Consider the following 15,377-nt stretch of genomic DNA (forward strand, 5'->3'; position numbering starts at 1 on the left):
CCATCGACGGCGAAGTTCCCCTTGAGATTAGAACCGATTCGAAGGCCGCCACCATTGGCATTTTGGTGTAGAGCGCTCTCCCAGGCGTCTGCTCCGGATTTGGCTAGACTGGTTTCATCGCCCATTGATTCCCGGGCGCGTGGGAGGCGTCATGCCATACCGGTTGAAGGCGCGTGAAGAGATCGAGTCCGGCGTTCGGCGTATCGCCACGGAACAGGTCGACCGTGCCAGGAGGGCGCTGGCGGGCGAGCATCCGGCCGACGCGATACACGAGTTGCGCCAGCGCTGCAAAAAGATTCGTGCCCTGCTGAGGCTGGTCAGGCCGGCGCTGGGGAAGCGCTATGCGCTCGAGAACCATCGCTTTCGCGACCTGGCTCGCGAAGTGGCCGGCGATCGCGACGATCAGGTGCTGGTGACGACGTTCGATGCGCTGCTCGCGCAGGTCGACGAGCGCATCGATCGTCGTCACTACGCGGCGATCCGGCGCAAGCTCGATCTGCGTCGCCAGCACGCGTGCGGTCAGGAGACATCGCCCGATCTGGGCGCCCTCGATGCGCGCCTGCTCGAGGCTCGCGAGGCGATCGCCCTATGGTGTCTCGATCGTTCCGGCTTCGCCGCTATCGCCGGTGGCTGGCAGCGGAGCTATGAACAGGGGCGCGATGCGCTGGCTCGGGTGCGGGTCGAACCGACGACGGTGGCGCTGCACGACTGGCGCAAGCGCGTGAAGTATCACCGACACCACTGCAGCCTGCTGCGTGAAGCGTGGCCTCGTGTCTTGGAGGCGCGTGCCGAGGAGGGCCATCGGCTGTCGGCCATGTTGGCCGAGCATCTGAATGCGGGGGAGATGTCCAGCGTCGATGCGTCCCGGCGAGCGCAGCTCGCGACCTGGATCGAGCGCCGCCGGGCGAAGCTGCGGTCCGAGGCGCTGCCGCTGGGTCGGCGGTTGTTCGCCGAGCCGGGAAAGCCGGTTCGCAAGCGGATGGCCCGCTACTGGGGCGTCGCCACCGCTCGGTGAGACGCTCCGGGAAAAAGCGGATACTGTCCCTGATACCTTCGCAGGTATTTTGCGGGGACATGGTGCGCGCTTTAGCGACGTCGAATTTGCGCTATTAGACCAAGGTCGGTAGTGTGGCGCGCTTCATGCCCAAAGAACCCTCCCTCTGATATGACCTCCGACACCAACGTGCCATCGACGCAGGGTGGCCGTTTTGGCGATCCCGTCGTGCTTGTGCTGACCATCGGTTTCATCCTGATCTTTCTGGCGGCATCGGCGATTGCGCCGGATACCGTCGCACGGGTGATCGATATCGGCTTCACCTGGTCCGCCAGAACTTTCGGTAGCCTGTTCCAGTTGCTGATGCTGTTGACCTTCTTCATCGCCATCGGCGTGGCGCTATCCCCGGCCGGGCGGGCGCGAATCGGGTCCCAGGACCGGCCCGACATGAGCACCTTCCGGTGGGTCTCGATCATCCTGTGCACGCTGCTGGCAGGCGGTGGCGTATTCTTCGCCGCCGGCGAGCCGATCTATCACTTCGTGGTCACGCCGCCGGCGTTCGACTCCCAGCCCGGCACCGTCGACGCCGTACCGAACGCCTTGGCCCAGGCCTTCTTCCACTGGGGCTTTACCGGCTGGGCGATTCTCGGCACCTTGCCGGTCGCGATCCTCTCGCATCAGCATTACCAGCGCGGCATGCCGTTGCAGCCGAGAACGCTGCTGGCACCGGTGCTCGGTGACCGCCTGGTGAGCGGTTTTCTCGGCGGTGTGGTCGATGCCATCTGCGCGATCGCCGTCACCGCCGGTACGGTCGGGCCGCTGGGTTTTCTGGCGACCCAGGTCAGCTTCGGTCTCCACGACCTGTTCGGCTTTCCGCGCGGCTATGAAGTGCAGTTGGGGATTCTGGCGGCGCTGGGGGCGATCTACGTGACGTCGGCGGTGACCGGCATCGATCGCGGCATCCAGGTCCTGAGTCGCCTGAACGTCATTCTGGCCATGGTGATCGGTGGCATCATTCTGCTCTTCGGGCCGACGCAGTTCCTGGTCGATAGCTGGTTCCAGGGCTTCGGCACCTATCTCGGCAATTTCTTCGAAATGTCGACCATGACCACGGTGACGGCGGATCCCGCCTGGCTGAAGTGGTGGACGATATTCTTCTTCGCCTGGTTCGTCGGCTTCGCGCCGCCCATGGCGATCTTCGTCACCCGGATCTCCCGCGGGCGCACGGTGCGCGAGATGATTATCGCCACGGCGGTCATGGCGCCGGTGGTCACCACGGTCTGGTTCACCTTGCTGGGCGGCTCCGGCATCTTCTACCAGCTCCAGGGCGCGATCGATCTCAGCCAGCCGCTGCAGAACTTCCAGTTCGACGTGGCGACGTTGACCGTGGCCCAGGCGTTGCCGGGCGGCGTCTGGATGGCGCTGGCCGTGCTGGTGCTGACCACGGTGTTCGTGGCCACCACCGGGGATTCGATGAGCTATGCCGTGTCCGTGGTCTGTGCCGGTAACGATGATCCCGGGTCGGCGCTAAGGGCGTTCTGGGGTATCGTCTTCGCGCTGATGGCGGCGATCCTGCTGGGAATGGGCGAAGGCCAGGTCAGCGTGCTCCAGCAGTTCCTGGTGATCCCCGCCGTGCCGGTGGCACTGCTGCTGGTGCCGACCTTGTGGCACGGGCCCAAGGCGGCCTATGCGATGGCCAGGGCGCAGGGCGTGCTGGACGACTCGCCGGCGACACGGCCGCCGCGCTGAATCCAGGTCGACCCCCTCAACGGCAACGCCCCCGACGGATGCATCCATCGGGGGCGTTGCCGTTCTACCGCGGCGCTTTGCCATGGCTATGACAGCCGTGGCATCTCCGCGTCGTCATCGGCTCAGACGGTCACGGCTTCATCCGCCGGCTGGGTCTCCAGACGGCCCTGGCTGCCGTTGATCGGGATCTGGCGCGGACGCTGCTCTTCCGGCACGACGCGCAGCAGGTCGACGATCAGCAGCCCATTCTCGAGCCGGGCGCCCTGGACCTCGATGTTCTCGTCGAGACGGAACGACAGCTTGAAGGCGCGCTGGGCGATGCCCTGGTGCAGGTACTGCACCTTGTCGTCTTCCTGACGCTCGCCTTTGCCGGCGGTGATGGTGAGCACACGCTTCTCGACATTGACGTCGAGTTCATCCTCGGCGAATCCTGCCGTGGCCACGGCGATGCGGTAGTCGTTCTCGCCATACTTCTCGACGTTGTAGGGCGGATAGCTGGGCACGTCGTTCTGCATCGCGGATTCGAACAGGTCGTTGAGACGGTCGAAGCCGACGGAGCGGCGGAACAGCGGTGAGAGTGACAGGGTGTTCATGGGTAACCTCCTGATTGACAGCGAAGTTTCAGCGGCATTCGGGTCCATCCCGAAGTGCCGGGTCGCAGACCCGCTTGGCGGCATCTGCCGTCGAGAGAAGCGGTGCCGCGGGAGTGTCGTCCCGGGCTGTGCTCTCGACATTATGTTAAATAGGGGCGCCGAATACGTTTTCAAGCGATCGATACGACGGGGCATGAAAATTTTTTCGCTGCGCCCGAGACCGGCGTGGTTGCCGGCCTCGGGCGCTATATGGCGACGCCGGCGCGGGATTCAAGTGTCCGGTATCGACGAGAGAGGGCGGCGTTCAGCCGAACAGCTGCCCGGCGATTCGCAGCCCGGCGACCCAGGTCGCGATGGCGGAGCCCAGGCTCGAGAGCAGAAAGACCAGCAAGGTGCGGGCGACGCGATTGCGCCACCAGCCGCGCCAGTGGCTGACATCGCTGCGTAGCCGCGAGAAGTCGCCGACAGTGGGGCGGCGCAGGTAGAGTTCCACGCCGGCGGTCACGAAGCCGACGCCGATGGTCGGGTTGAGAGAGGTGAGCGGGGCGCCGACGAAGGCGGCGGCGATGGTCAACGGGTGGCCCAGCGCGATCAGGGCGCCCAGTGCCGAGAAGCTGCCGTTGATCAGCACCCATTCGCCCACCAGCGACCAGCCGAACGCCGTGTCGCGGCTGAAGCCGATGGCGAAGCCGGTCAGTACCAGGGCGACGATCACCCACGGGATCGCTTTCCACCAGCGAGCGCGGGGCGCGGTCGATTCCAGGTTGGCGCGCTCCTGGATCACGGCGTCCAGTTCGGGCGGGCGCTGGCCCAGGGTTTCGAGGTGCGCCTTCATGCCCTTGAGGTGGCCGGCACCGATCACCACCAGCACCCGCTGGGTGCCGCCGTCCGGCAGCTCCTCGACCAGCCTGAGCGCCATGTAGCGATCGCGTTCGGTGATCAGCGGCTCGTACAGGGTCTGGGACTGCTCGGCGAATTCGGCGAAGGTGGACTCGAGTACGTCCCCCTGCTTGAGCTTCTCGATCTCCTCGCTGGAGACCTTCTGGCGCGACAGCACGCTGCCGAGCAGGCCGGATATCAGGCTGAAGCGCTTGTACCACGGCACGTTCTGGTAGATGCGCTTGAGGGTGACACCGATCTCGCGATCGATCAGGTAGAGCGGCAATCCGGCCTGCTGGGTCTCCTTGACCGCCGTGCGCATCTCCGCACCGGGTTCGATTCCCGACTGCTCCGCCACACGCTGCTGGAAGGCGCCGAGCGCGAGGCTGGCGGCGACCATGCCGGCCTTGCCCTGCTTGAGAACCTGGAACAGGTCGAGCTTGGCCATGGCGTTGGGCTGGACCAGGCTCTGATGACGCGAGGTGCAGAGTTCGATCGCGACGGCGTCGAACTCGCCGGAGCGGATCAGTTCGCGCACCTCGTCGGCGCTGGCCTGGGAAACGTGGGCGGTGCCCAGAAGCGTCAGGTGATGGGCGGCGAGGTCCACGGTCTCGCGAGGTCCGGCGGCATTGTCAGGCATCAAGGGAGCGTTCCAAGGCTGAAAGAGAGTCGCCCCTTATTGCACGTCACGCCGCCGATTCCAAGCCGTTGACAGCGAAAAACGCCGGTCGCCGTCAACGTCGGCCCTGTTCGACGCTCGATCACTCGCCGGTGAGGCGCTCCCGGGCGCGCGGCGAACGGCAGGCGGCGGCGGTGAACAGCACGTCGGTGGAGGAGTTGAGCGCGGTCTCGGTGGAGTCCTGGATCACGCTGATGACGAAGCCGATCGCCACCACCTGCATGGCGACGTCCGCCGAGATACCGAACAGGCTGGCCGCCATCGGAATCAGCAGCAGGGAGCCGCCGGCCACGCCGGAGACGCCGCATGCCGCCAGCGCCGAGACGATGCAGAGCAGCAGCGCGGTGGCGAAATCCACGTCGATTCCCAGCGTATTGGCGGCCGCCAGGGTCATCACCGTGATCGTCACCGCCGCGCCGGACATGTTGATCGTGGCGCCCAGCGGAATCGAGACGGAGTAGGTGTCGGCATGCAGGTCGAGGCGCTTGCACAACTCCATGTTGACCGGGATGTTGGCCGCGCTGCTGCGGGTGAAGAAGGCGGTGATGGCGCTGCCGCGCAGGCAGGTGAAGACCAGCGGGTAAGGGTTGCGGCGCGTGTAGAGGAACACGATCAGCGGATTGCTCACCAGTGCCACGAAGAGCATGCAGCCCAGCAGTACCGCGAGCAGTTGGGCGTAGTCGGCCAGGGCGCTCATGCCGGTGGAGGCGAAGGTGTTGGCGACCAGTCCGAAGATGCCCAGCGGAGCCAGGCGAATCACCCAGCGGACCAGGCCGGAGACCGCATCCGACAGATCGGCCAGCGAGCGGCGCGTGGTGTCGCTGGCGCGGCGCAGCAGCAGGCCGAGCCCGACGGCCCAGGCCAGGATGCCGATGAAGTTGGCATCGGTCAGGGCGTGGATGGGGTTGTCCACCGCGCTCATGGCCAGGTTGCGCAGGATCTCGGCGACGCCGGTCGGCGGCGTGCCATCGGCCCGTGGGGCGTCGATGATCAGCGAGGTCGGGAACAGGAAGCTCGCCGCCACCGCGATCAGCGCGGCCACCAGCGTGCCGATCAGGTAGAGCATCAGCACGCCGCGCACCTGGGTCGGTTGGCCACGCTGGTGGCTGGCGATGGCCGCCATCACCAGCACGAAGACCAGAACCGGGGCGACCGCCTTGAGCGCGCCGATGAACAGATCGCCGAGAATGGCGACCGACGGCGCGATCGACGGCGCCAGGGTGGCGAGGAGCAGGCCGGCCGCGATCCCGATCAGGATCTGGGGGATGAGCCCGATACGGGGCAGAAGCGAGGAAGCGGTGCGGGTGTCGGAACTGGCGGACATGACTCTCTCTTGGGGTTGCCGAGGCGGCTTGGCCGCGAAGGGCGGCATTCTATCACCGCTGCTTCCGTCGAACTTCTCGAAAAACCTGTCCGTAGCTCAGTCTTTAGTGTCATTCACCCATATCCGGCGGAGCGGGCGGTGAAAAAACGATGCGCTGTGGACGGGCGAGAGTGGTTACTCGCGACAGTATCGTCAGCGCCGCCAGAATGCCGGTGTGAACAGCACCAGGATGGTGAAGATCTCCAGTCTTCCGAGCATCATCGCCAGCACCAGGATCCACTTGGCGGCGCTGGGGATGTCGCCGTAGTCGGTCGAGACATCGCCCAGTCCCGGGCCCAGGTTGTTGAGCGCTGAGCCGATCGCCGACCATGCCGTCACCTGGTCGAGGCCGGTTGCGAGCAGGGCCAGCAGCATCACCACGAACAGCATCATGTAGACGGAGAAGAAGCCCCAGACCGCCTCTGCGACGCCCTCGGAGATGCGCATCCTGCCGACCTTGACGGCAAACACGGCGTTGGGGTGGATCAGCCGGTGAATCTCGCGGATGCCCTGCTTCAGGATCAGCAGGATGCGGATCACCTTCATGCCGCCACCGGCCGAGCCCGAGCAGGCGCCGACGAAGGCCGCCATGAACAGCATGATCGGCAGCACCCCGGGCCACAGGGTGAAGTCGGCCACGCTGAAGCCCGAGGTGGTCGCCACCGAGACCGCCTCGAACAGCCCGTGTCGGATGCCGGTGGCGTCGTGATAGGTGCCGGTGGCGAACAACGTGATCACGGTGATCACGATCAGCAGGCCCAGGAAGGTGACGAAGAAGCGAAACTCCGGATCGCGGATGTACTGCAGCAGGCGCCGTTCCCGCCATACCGCGAAGTGCAGGCCGAAACTGACCGAGGAGACGACCATGAAGAAGACGCAGATCATCTCGATGGTGGCACTGTTGAAGTGCGCGATGCTGGCGTCGTAGGTGGAGAACCCGCCGACGGCCACGGTGGCGAAGCTGTGGCCGATGGCGTCGAACCAGTTCATCCCCGCTCCCCAGTAGGCCAGCGCGCAGACGACGGTGAGGATCACGTAGATGTACCACAGCGCCTTGGCCGTCTCGGTGATCCGGGGCGTCAGCTTGGAGTCCTTCAGCGGGCCGGGGATCTCGGTCCGATAGAGCTGCATGCCGCCGATGCCCAGCGTCGGCAGGATCGCCACCGCGAGCACCACGATCCCCATGCCGCCCAGCCACTGCAGCTGCTGGCGGTAGAAGCGGATCGAGGCCGGCAGATGGTCGATGCCGCTGAGCACCGTGGCACCGGTGGTCGTGAGGCCGGAGAAGGATTCGAACACCGCATCGGTGAACGACATCGATGGCGCATCGGAGACCATGAACGGGATCGTGCCGAACAGCCCGAGAACGCTCCAGAACAGCACCGTGATGATGAAGCCGTCACGCGTACGCAGTTCGCGCTTGGCACGACGGTTGGGCCAGTAGAGCAGTGCGCCGGTGACGATCGAGATCGCCATGCCGGCGCCGAAGGCGTGCCAGTTGCCGTCGTGGAAGATCCGCGCGATGACCATCGGCGGCACCATGGTCAGGCTGAACACCATCAGCAGCAGCCCGACGATGCGGAGAATCACCAGTAGGCTCACGCGGCGTCCCCCACCGGTCGGGACGGGCAGGCGGTGTCGGATGAATGAACCATCAGAAGAAGGTCAGGCCGACCTGGAACAGCCGCTCGACGTCACGAATGCGTCGCTTGTCGACCACGAACAGGATCAGGTGGTCGCCGCTCTCGATCATGACGTCGTCGTGGGCGATCAGCACTTCCTTGCCCCGGACGATGGCGCCGATGCTGGTGCCGCTGGGCAGGTCGACCTCGCCGATGGCTCGACCGACCACCCGGGAGGAGCGCTTGTCGCCGTGGGCGATCGCCTCGATCGCTTCGGCGGCGCCGCGGCGCAGCGAGTGGACGTTGACGATATCGCCCCGGCGCACGTGGGTGAGCAGGCTGCCGATGGTGGTCTGCTGCGGCGAGATGGCGATATCGATCTCGCCGCCCTGGACCAGGTCCACGTAGGCGGCGTTGTTGATCAGGGTCAGCACCTTCTTGGCGCCGAGACGCTTGGCCAGCATCGACGACATGATGTTGACCTCGTCGTCGTTGGTGAGCGCGCAGTAGATGTCGCAGTCCTCGATGTTCTCCTCGAGCATCAGGCGCTTGCTGGTGGCGCTGCCGTGCAGCACGACGGTGCGGTCGAGCTTCTCGGAGAGCGCGCCGCAGCGGCCGAGATCGTGCTCGATGATCTTGACCTGATGCTTGTGCTCCAGCGTCTCCGCCAGGCGTTCGCCGATGTTGCCGCCGCCGGCGATCAGCACCCGCCGGAAGTCGCGGTCGACCTTGCGCAACTCGCCCATGACGGTACGGATATCGCGGCGCGCGGCGATGAAGAAGACTTCGTCGTCGGCCTCGATGACGGTGTCGCCGGTGGGGATGATCGGGCGGTCGCGACGATAGATCGCGGCCACGCGGGTATCGATGTTCGGCATATGGCGACGCAGGAAGCCGAGCTCCTGCCCCACCAGCGGACCGCCGTAGTAGGCCTTGACCGCCACCAGCTGGGCCAGGCCGCCGGCGAAATCGAGCACCTGCAGCGCGCCGGGATATTCGATCAGGCGGCGGATGTGGTCGGTGACCACCTGCTCGGGGCTGATCAGCACGTCCACCGGGATGGCGTCGTTGGAGAACAGGCTCTTGCGCGTCAGATAGGCGGTCGAGCGCACGCGACCGATCTTGGTCGGCGTTCGGAACAGCGTGTGGGCCACCTGACAGGCGACCATGTTGATCTCGTCGGAGCTGGTCACCGCGATCAGCATGTCGGCGTCTTCGCCGCCGGCCTGACGCAGAATGTTGGGGTAGGATGCGGTACCGATCACCGTGCGGATATCGAGACGATTCTGCAGCTCGCGCAGTCGCTCCTCGTTGATATCCACCACCGTGATGTCGTTCTCTTCATTGGCCAGATGTTCTGCCAACGTACCGCCGACCTGACCGGCACCCAGAATAATAATTTTCATGCCAAACCATCACGGAAATACAGCGTACCGCCTGCCAGTTTACCCGGCCCCGGAGGATCGGAACGAAACCCGCCCGGCACCGAAATCAGCGCGTAGCATAACGAGCCGGGCCTCCGAATGACAGGACCGCGGACGACATCCCGTCCGCGGTCGCCGGCTGCGCCGGTCAATCCAGCGAGACACCCACCTTGATGGTCACCTGCCAGTGGGCCAGCTTGTCGTCCTCGAGGTGGCCGCGAGTCTCGGTGACCTCGAACCAGCGCATGCCGTGCAGCGTCTTGCCGGCTTTCTGCAGCGCGTTCTGGACGGCGTCCTCGATGCTGGTGGGAGAAGAACCGGTCAGTTCGATCTGCTTGTAGACGTGGTCGCTCATGAGACAGCTCCTTGGTTGGAAAGGCCCCGGCGATCATCGCCGGTAGCCGATGGCCCCTGGATTCCGTGGGGCGTCGGGAAATGTCCGGGGCAACGACAAGGCTCGAGTCGCTGACGGTGCGCGGCCTGTCGATGATGCCTGGAACGGGCACGGCTCAGGCGTCGACGATCGCGATGCCCAGGGCCGAGAGCCGCTGCCGGGTCTCGTCGTCGGTCTCGAAGGTGACGGGGCGCGTCAACGACCACAGGAAATGGGTGTTGAAGCCCGCCGCTACCGCGTCCTCGGCGGTCCACAGCACGCAGACGTCCCGTGCCAGCCCGCAGAGATAGACGTCGGTGACGCGCCGGTCGCGAAGCCAGCCGGCGAGGCCGGTGGCGGGGCGGTGGCCGTCGGGGCCGACGTTGTTGCGAAAGGCGCTGTAGGAGTCGATGCCGGGATCGGTACCCTTGCGGATGATCGCATCGCAGCAGGACCAGTCGATGGCCGGGTGCAGGGCCGCGCCCTCGGTGCGCTGGATGCAGTGATCCGGCCACAGGGTCTGGGAGTGGCCGTAGAGGTCGATCGCCTCGAAGGGCTGGTGTGGCGGATGGCTGGAGGCGAACGAGACGTGTCTCGTCGGGTGCCAGTCCTGGGTGGCCACCACGTGGGCGAAGGCGTGCTGGGCGAGCAGCCACTCCAGCCCCAGCAGGATCTCGTCGCCCTCGGCGCAGGCCAGCGCGCCGCCCGGCATGAAGTCCGGCTGGACGTCGACGACGATCAGGGCGCTGTGCGGGGCGACGCCACCGAGTGCCAGCCCGGCGGGCTGCGTCTCGGTGATCGCCCTCTCGGTGGTCTGCGTCTCGGTAGTCTGCGTCTCGGTGGTCTGAATAGTATCGATGACCTCGTTGTCAGGCACGACGGGCGCTTCCCGGATGGCGGATTCCTCCTCAGTATCGAAGGCGGGCGGGGATGTCGCAAGTGCGGCCCGCCCCGATGTGTCGTGGTCGACATCGGGGCGTCGCGCTACCCCGATGGCGTGGCTGTCGCAATGGGGGCGGCGGAGAGACGATCAGGCTTGCTTGCGCAGCCGGGCGTAGAAGAAGCCGTCGTGGCCTGTCGGTACCGGCAGCAACTGCCGGCCGTGGCCGGCCGGTCGGCCCCAGTCGAGATCGCGGGGCGTATCGGCGATGGCATCCGGCGTGCGCGCCAGGAACGCGTCGATCTGGGCGTCGTTCTCCGCCGGCAGCACCGAACAGGTGGCGTAGAGCAGGACGCCGCCCGGCGCGAGCCGGGTCCACAGCGTCTCCAGCAGGCGCGATTGCAGCGCTGCCAGTTCGGCGATGTCGCTGTGGCGCCGGGTCAGCTTGATATCCGGATGGCGGCGAATCACGCCGCTGCCGGAGCAGGGGGCATCGAGCAGGATCGCATCGTACGGCTGGCCGTCCCACCACTCGCTGTCGGCTTTCGGGTCGCTAGCATCGGCAGCCCGAAGCCTGGCGTCGAGACCCAGTCGCTGCAGCGTCGACGCGACCCGCTTCAGGCGCGACGGGTCGATGTCCAGCGCGGTGAGTTCGGGGGCGAAACGTTCGAGCAGGTGGGCCGTCTTGCCGCCGGGGGCGCTGCAGGCATCGAGCACGCGTTTACCTTCGGTATCGCCGAGAACCGGCGCCAGCAGATCGGCACAGAGCTGGGCCGATTCGTCCTGGACGCTGATGTCGCCGTCGGCGAAGCCGGGCAACTGGGTCACGTCGCAGGCGGTCGCCAGTCGAACGCCGTCTTCGGCGAATTCGCAGGGTGTCGCGTCGAGCCCCGCGGTCTCGAGCCGTTTCAGGTAAGCCTCGCGGGTGACGCGACGCCGGTTGACGCGCAGCGTCATCGGCCCCGCCTCATTGTTGGCCTCGCAGATCGCGCGCCAGTCGTCAGGCCAGGCATCGCGGAACTCCAGCAGTAGCCACGCGGGATGCCACAGTGCGACCGGCGCGTCCTTGTCCACCTTGGCCTGCAGCGCCACCGACTCGCGCGGGAACCGGCGCAGGCAGCCATTGAGCACTTTCGTCGCCCACCCCTTGCCGAGCGCGCGCGCGGCGCCCGCCGTTTCGCTGACGGCGGCATGGGGCGGTACGCGCATATGGAGGATCTGGTACAGCCCGATCAGCAGCAGCGCCTGGATGTCGGTATCGCGCTGCTTCATGGGTTGGCGCAGCAGCTGGCCGGCCAGGGCATCGAGGCGTGGATGGGCGCGGCAGACGCCGTAGCAGAGCGCCTTGACGAAGCCTCGGTCGCGCTCCTTGATCACGCTGGCGGCCAGGTCGGCATCGAGACCGGAGAGCGACCCCTTGCCATCGAGCACCGGTACCAGCAGTCGCGCGGCAAAGGCGCGGGTATCGCCAGGATTCATCGGTCGGCTTCCTTGGGCTGGCCCAGGCGCTGGCCGGGGCTGAGACGGGGATGGTTGGCGTTGAGCAGGTCGCGGGCCGCGAGCGGCTTGCCGCCCGGCATCTGCAACTGCGTCACGCGCAGGACGTCGCGGCCGTCATCGCCACAGGCGATGCGGATCGCGCCCGCGTCGGGTTCGAGCAGCGTGCCTGGCACGGTGTCCTTGCCGCTGGCTTCGGTTTCCGGGGTCGCGAACCATAGCCGCAGTGGCTCGCCGTCGAGCCGGGTCCAGGCCACCGGCCAGGGGTTGAAGGCGCGAATCCGGCGCGACAGCGCCGCCGCCGGCTGGCGAAAATCGAGCTCCGCCTCGGGCTTGGAGAGCTTGCTGGCGTAGGTGACCCCGGACGTTGGTTGGGGCGTGGCGCTCAGGCCACCCTCGGCCAGCGCATCGACGCCCTCGACCAGTGTCCGGCCGCCGAGCTCGGCAAGGCGATCATGGAGGTCACCGCCGGTGGTGGTTGCGTCGATGGGGGTCCGTTCGATCAGCAGCATGTCGCCGGTGTCGAGACCGGCATCCATCTGCATCAGGGTGATGCCGCTCTCGCTGTCGCCGGCCTCGATGGCGCGCTGGATCGGCGCCGCGCCGCGCCAGCGCGGCAACAGCGAGGCGTGCACGTTGAGACAGCCCAGCCGGGGAGTGTCGAGCACCGGCTGCGGCAGCAGCAGGCCATAGGCGACCACGATCATCACGTCGGCACCGAAGTCGGCCAGTCGTTGCTGGGCGTCCTCGTGCTTGAGGCTGAGCGGCTGTTCCACCGGCAGATCGTGCTCGAGCGCCAGGGTCTTGACCGGGCTGGGCGTGAGCTTGCGACCCCGGCCGGCGGGGCGGTCCGGCTGGGTGTAGACGCCAACCACCCGATGGCGGGAGGCGAGCAGCGCCTTCAGGCTCTCGGCGGCGAAGTCGGGCGTACCGGCGAAGACGATCCGCAGCGACTGCCCTTCACGATGAGGCATTCGATAGGTTCCTGATGCTTGAAGATGAACGATGCCCGGGAATGACGAAAGGCCGGCGGCGCGGGGACGGCCGGCCTTGGAAAGCCCGGGGGGCGACGAGGCAGGCGATCAGGCTTCCTGCTTCTGGCGCTTCTGCATCTTCTTGAGAATGCGGTCGCGCTTGAGCGGCGACAGGTAGTCGACGAACAGTACGCCTTCCAGGTGGTCGCATTCGTGCTGGATGCAGTGGGCCAGCAGGCCGTCGGCGTCCAGTTCGTAGCCGTTGCCGTCGCGATCGGTCGCCTTGAGATGAACGCGCAGCGCCCGCGGTACCTCGGCGTAGTAGTCGGGTATCGACAGGCAGCCTTCCTGCAGCGGCTCGCGCTCGTCGTCCAGCGGCTCGTAGCTCGGGTTGATCAGCACCAGCGGATCGTTGCGGTCGTCGCTGACGTCCATGACGATCACGCGCTGGTGAACGTCGATCTGCGTCGCTGCCAGACCGATGCCGGAGGCGTCGTACATCGTCGCCAGCATGTCGTCGACCAGGGTGCGGATGCCGTCGTCGACCTGATCGACCGGCGCGGCCTTGGTGCGCAGGCGCGGATCGGGGTATTGAAGAATGGTTCTGATGGCCATAGTCGTTTTGCGTGCCTATCGGCATGAGTGGCGTTAACTCACTATTGTAGATCGACAGCGTCGGCGGGGAAACCGCCGCGCCGGTTCGAGGTGCGCGAGCGACGATCCCCGGGGCGCCGGACCCTCAAGTCCGGCGCTGCGGCGCCGATCTATGCAGCAATACCTCGAGGGAATCACCGGTGGGACGACGCCAATGATCAGTCTGGAGAGGGCGCGGCCGCGCCGGGGGCGCGCCATGATGTGGCGCTGGCTGCTGGCCGGCGGCGTGAGCATGATGGTGGCGCTGCCGACTCCGGCATGGGCGCTGTCGCTCAAGGCGGACGCGCCCGCCCGGTACACCGTGCGCGAGGGCGACACGCTGTGGGGAATCGCCTCGCGCTTTCTCGATTCGCCGTGGCAGTGGCAGGCGCTGTGGCGACAGAATCCGCAGCTGTCCTCGCCCCAGAAACTCTATCCCGGCGACCTGCTCAGACTCGACGCTGGCGCACCCCGGCTCTCCCTGGAGCGCGGGCGCGGCCAGACGGTGCGGCTCTCGCCAGGCGTGCGCCGGGCGCCGGCGCGGGATGCCGTGCCGGGTCTGCCGCTGGATTGCATCAAGGTCTTCCTCGACGCCTATCAGATCGTCGATCCCGCCATTCTCGATGACGCGCCGACGGTCGTTGCCGGGCAGTCGCAGCGGCTGCTGAGTGGCGCCGGCGACACGCTCTACGCGCATGGAGCCCTGCCGCCCGTGGGCACGACACTGGGCGTCTATCGGCCGGGAACCGATTATCGGATTCCCCTGCCGACCGCTGCCCCCCGTCAGGCGGCGCAACAGCCGGAGGCCGGGGCGCCGCCCGGTCAGGAGGCGCTCGGCCGGACGCTGCGCGGGCTGGAGCTGCGGCGGCTCGGACACGCCAAGGTGGTTCGAAGCGTGAACGAAGTCGGCGAACTGGAAGTACAGGACGCGGTCCAGGAGATCCGCAGCGGCGACTATCTGCTGGCGCTGACCGAAGGCGGCATCGCGACTCGGTTCCAGCCGCGGGCGCCCGGGACACCGGTGGTCGCGACGATTCTTTCCGTCCCGGCCGGAGTGCGTTTCATCGGTCGCTACGATGTGGTGGCGATCGACCGCGGTCGCGCCGACGGACTCGAGACCGGGCACGTGCTGCAGGCGATGCGTCAGGGCGAACGCGTGCATGACGACAGTCGCGATGCCTGGGTGACGCTGCCGGATAGCGAGGCAGGGGCCGTGATGGTCTTCCGCGTCTTCGAACACCTGAGCTACGCCCTGGTCATGCGGGCGTCCCAGCCGCTGGCGGTGGGAGATCGCCTCGTCGTACCGCGCGATCTTCGCGAGGCGGTGGCCATGGGAGGGGCGCCTTGAGCGCTGCATCGACGGCGGCGGCGTGCCGCCAGGCCGGCGAGTGCTCGCGGTGAGCCCGACGCTGCGCGACTGGCTGGCACTGAACGCGCTCCCCGGCCTGGGCCCGGTCCGGCTGGCGCCGCTGATGCGGCGATGGCGCGAGGGGGGCGACCTGGCATGGCCGCAAGGCTGGCTGGCAGCGCTACCCGCCAGCCTGGCCCAGCCGCTGCGGCTGTGGCTGGAACACCCCTCGCGTAGCCCGATCACGCCGGCAGTCGACGCGGCGATCGAGTGGGAGCGTGCCGACCCGCGGCGTCATCTGCTCCATCCCGGTCATCCGGTCTGGCCCGCGCTGCTGACCCAACTGCCGGACCCGCCGACGGTGCTGTG

At 67.0% G+C, this 15,377-nt stretch carries 13 protein-coding genes and 1 pseudogene; 4 read left to right on the top strand and 10 right to left on the bottom strand.

What is annotated here, in order from left to right:
* Nucleotides 1-151 precede the first annotated feature (151 nt).
* Entirely contained in the window at nt 152-1,015 is an 864-nt protein-coding gene (locus tag AC3AYF_RS09260) for a CHAD domain-containing protein (RefSeq protein WP_487779656.1), read from the top strand.
* A gap of 150 nt (nt 1,016-1,165) precedes the next feature.
* Nucleotides 1,166-2,743 carry a BCCT family transporter gene (locus AC3AYF_RS09265; protein WP_295036554.1) on the top strand — a complete coding sequence of 526 codons (1,578 nt, stop codon included), beginning with the start codon at nt 1,166-1,168 and terminating at the stop codon, nt 2,741-2,743.
* 122 nt (nt 2,744-2,865) lie between these two features.
* On the opposite strand, the gene AC3AYF_RS09270 is transcribed toward AC3AYF_RS09265, so the two are convergent.
* From AC3AYF_RS09270 to def, 10 genes are all read right to left on the bottom strand, one after another.
* Nucleotides 2,866-3,336 carry an Hsp20 family protein gene (locus tag AC3AYF_RS09270; RefSeq protein WP_295036556.1) on the bottom strand — a complete coding sequence of 157 codons (471 nt, stop codon included), beginning with the start codon at nt 3,334-3,336 and terminating at the stop codon, nt 2,866-2,868.
* A 304-nt stretch (nt 3,337-3,640) separates the two neighbouring features.
* Nucleotides 3,641-4,855 (bottom strand): TraB/GumN family protein, encoded by a 1,215-nt coding sequence (locus AC3AYF_RS09275; protein ID WP_295036557.1) that lies wholly within the window; start codon nt 4,853-4,855, stop codon nt 3,641-3,643.
* 121 nt (nt 4,856-4,976) lie between these two features.
* Nucleotides 4,977-6,218 carry a serine/threonine transporter SstT gene (sstT, locus tag AC3AYF_RS09280; RefSeq protein ID WP_295036560.1) on the bottom strand — a complete coding sequence of 414 codons (1,242 nt, stop codon included), beginning with the start codon at nt 6,216-6,218 and terminating at the stop codon, nt 4,977-4,979.
* A gap of 192 nt (nt 6,219-6,410) precedes the next feature.
* On the bottom strand, nt 6,411-7,859 hold the full coding sequence (locus AC3AYF_RS09285) for a TrkH family potassium uptake protein (protein ID WP_295036561.1): 1,449 nt from the start codon (nt 7,857-7,859) through the stop codon (nt 6,411-6,413).
* Nucleotides 7,860-7,911: 52 nt separating this feature from the next.
* Nucleotides 7,912-9,285, bottom strand: coding sequence for a Trk system potassium transporter TrkA (trkA, locus tag AC3AYF_RS09290; RefSeq protein ID WP_295036563.1), 1,374 nt, complete (start codon nt 9,283-9,285; stop codon nt 7,912-7,914).
* Nucleotides 9,286-9,451: 166 nt separating this feature from the next.
* Nucleotides 9,452-9,658, bottom strand: a complete 207-nt coding sequence (locus AC3AYF_RS09295; RefSeq protein ID WP_149433629.1) for a dodecin — start codon at nt 9,656-9,658, stop codon at nt 9,452-9,454.
* Nucleotides 9,659-9,812: 154 nt separating this feature from the next.
* Nucleotides 9,813-10,553 (bottom strand): bifunctional nicotinamidase/pyrazinamidase, encoded by a 741-nt coding sequence (gene pncA, locus AC3AYF_RS09300; RefSeq protein WP_295036565.1) that lies wholly within the window; start codon nt 10,551-10,553, stop codon nt 9,813-9,815.
* A 153-nt stretch (nt 10,554-10,706) separates the two neighbouring features.
* Nucleotides 10,707-12,035 carry a 16S rRNA (cytosine(967)-C(5))-methyltransferase RsmB gene (gene rsmB / locus AC3AYF_RS09305; protein WP_487779657.1) on the bottom strand — a complete coding sequence of 443 codons (1,329 nt, stop codon included), beginning with the start codon at nt 12,033-12,035 and terminating at the stop codon, nt 10,707-10,709.
* Nucleotides 12,032-13,027, bottom strand: a complete 996-nt coding sequence (gene fmt / locus AC3AYF_RS09310) for a methionyl-tRNA formyltransferase (protein WP_295036570.1) — start codon at nt 13,025-13,027, stop codon at nt 12,032-12,034. Before fmt ends, rsmB begins: the two co-directional genes overlap by 4 nt.
* A gap of 108 nt (nt 13,028-13,135) precedes the next feature.
* Entirely contained in the window at nt 13,136-13,642 is a 507-nt protein-coding gene (gene def / locus AC3AYF_RS09315; protein ID WP_295036571.1) for a peptide deformylase, read from the bottom strand.
* 151 nt (nt 13,643-13,793) lie between these two features.
* On the opposite strand from def, the gene AC3AYF_RS09320 reads away from it, so the two are divergent.
* Both AC3AYF_RS09320 and AC3AYF_RS09325 read left to right on the top strand, forming a co-directional pair.
* A complete protein-coding gene (locus AC3AYF_RS09320) occupies nt 13,794-15,008 on the top strand; it encodes a LysM peptidoglycan-binding domain-containing protein (RefSeq protein WP_487779658.1) in 1,215 nt (404 codons plus the stop codon).
* A gap of 49 nt (nt 15,009-15,057) precedes the next feature.
* Nucleotides 15,058-15,377: pseudogene (locus tag AC3AYF_RS09325) on the top strand (DNA-processing protein DprA); the annotation flags it as partial.

It is taken from the genome of Salinicola sp., from assembly GCF_982684285.1.